The following is a 1,384-nucleotide window of genomic DNA, read 5'->3' as shown; positions in this document are numbered from 1 at the left end:
ACCTGGTGGCGGGGCGTGATGGCATCGATCGGTTGACGGGTATCGAGCGTCTGCAATTCTCTGACGTTTCGCAGTCGTCCGGCGTTGGCACCGCCGTCAACATCGACCCAACTGGTCGTCTGGCGATCCTTGATGCGGACACTGGTGCGCGTGAGAATGCGCCGGTCGCCGGCCAGTTGCTGCGTGTCAGCGATCTATCGCTACGCGACGCGGATAACGTAAGCCTGGTCAATCCGACCGGTGCGGTTACCGGTGGGGTGGCTTACTACTGGCAGGTCGAAACCATTGCCGGCTCGGGCGTCTATGAAGACATCACCTTTGTCGCCGCTGGTGAGGTATCGCGGGCGATTGGCACCACCTATCAGGTGGCGGACGATGTAGCGGGTCTGAGCATCCGCGTCCGGGCGGTGTATCAAGATGCCAAGGGCACGTTGGAAATAGTCGACTCGTCTGCGAACAACGCACCGACCGCAGGGCCAACCGTCACCGGGCTTCTGGTACAGAACCAGGTGTTGACTGCTGACACTTCGACCATCATCGACATCGATGGCCTGAGCAATCCGCAGTTCACCTTCCAGTGGCAGGCGACTAACGGGGTCAGCTTTGTCGACATCGTCGGAGCAACGGGTAACACATTCACGCTTGGTCAGGATCAGGTCGGCGATCAGGTGCGTGTGGTGGTCAGTTACGTGGACGACTTCGGTGTGGCCGAGAGCGTTACGTCCGACCCTTCGGACCCGGTTGCCAACGTCAACGATGCACCAACAGGTGCGTTGCTGATCAGCGATACGACACCGAATCAAGGCCAGGTGCTGACCGCGCTGACTGCCGGGATTGTCGATGCGGATGGGGTGGGTGCCTTCAGCTTCCAATGGCAGCAAGGTACCGGCGCTACCTTCACCAACATCAACGGCGCGACCGCTGCGACCTTCACCCCTGGTGTGACACAGATCAATCAGCAACTGCGGGTGATCGTGCGGTACACCGATGGCTTCGGCGCGCTGGAGTCGGTGACCTCGGCGGCGACGGCGGCGGTACTGATAGTGGGTGCGTTGCAGCAAGGAGACGCCTTGGCGAACACCCTTACCGGTACCGCGGGTAGCGATGTGCTTCTTGGCCTGGGCGGGAACGATACGCTCATTGGCCTGGGTGGTGTCGACCAGTTGGTTGGCGGCACTGGCGACGATTCTCTCAACGGTGGGGACGGTGCTGACTTCCTGTTTGGTGAGGACGGCAACGACGTCCTCATCGGTGGGCTCGGCGCGGATCTCATGGACGGCGGCGCCGGGAATGACGTCTACGAGGTGACCGATGCCGGCGATGTCGTGATCGAGGGTGTCGGAGGGGGTACTGACAGCGTCTGGACTTACCTGAACAGCTACAC

The 1,384-nt window shown here is 61.3% G+C and carries 1 pseudogene; it reads left to right on the top strand.

Annotation, left to right across the window (positions count from 1 at the left end):
- Positions 1-1,384 (top strand): annotated as a pseudogene (locus AC1DRJ_RS27770) (peroxidase family protein); the annotation flags it as partial.

The sequence above is a fragment of the Pseudomonas sp. P5_B2 genome (assembly GCF_056400445.1).
Note: the sequence above shows the minus strand (reverse complement) of the source record. Positions and strands in the feature narration are given on the sequence as shown.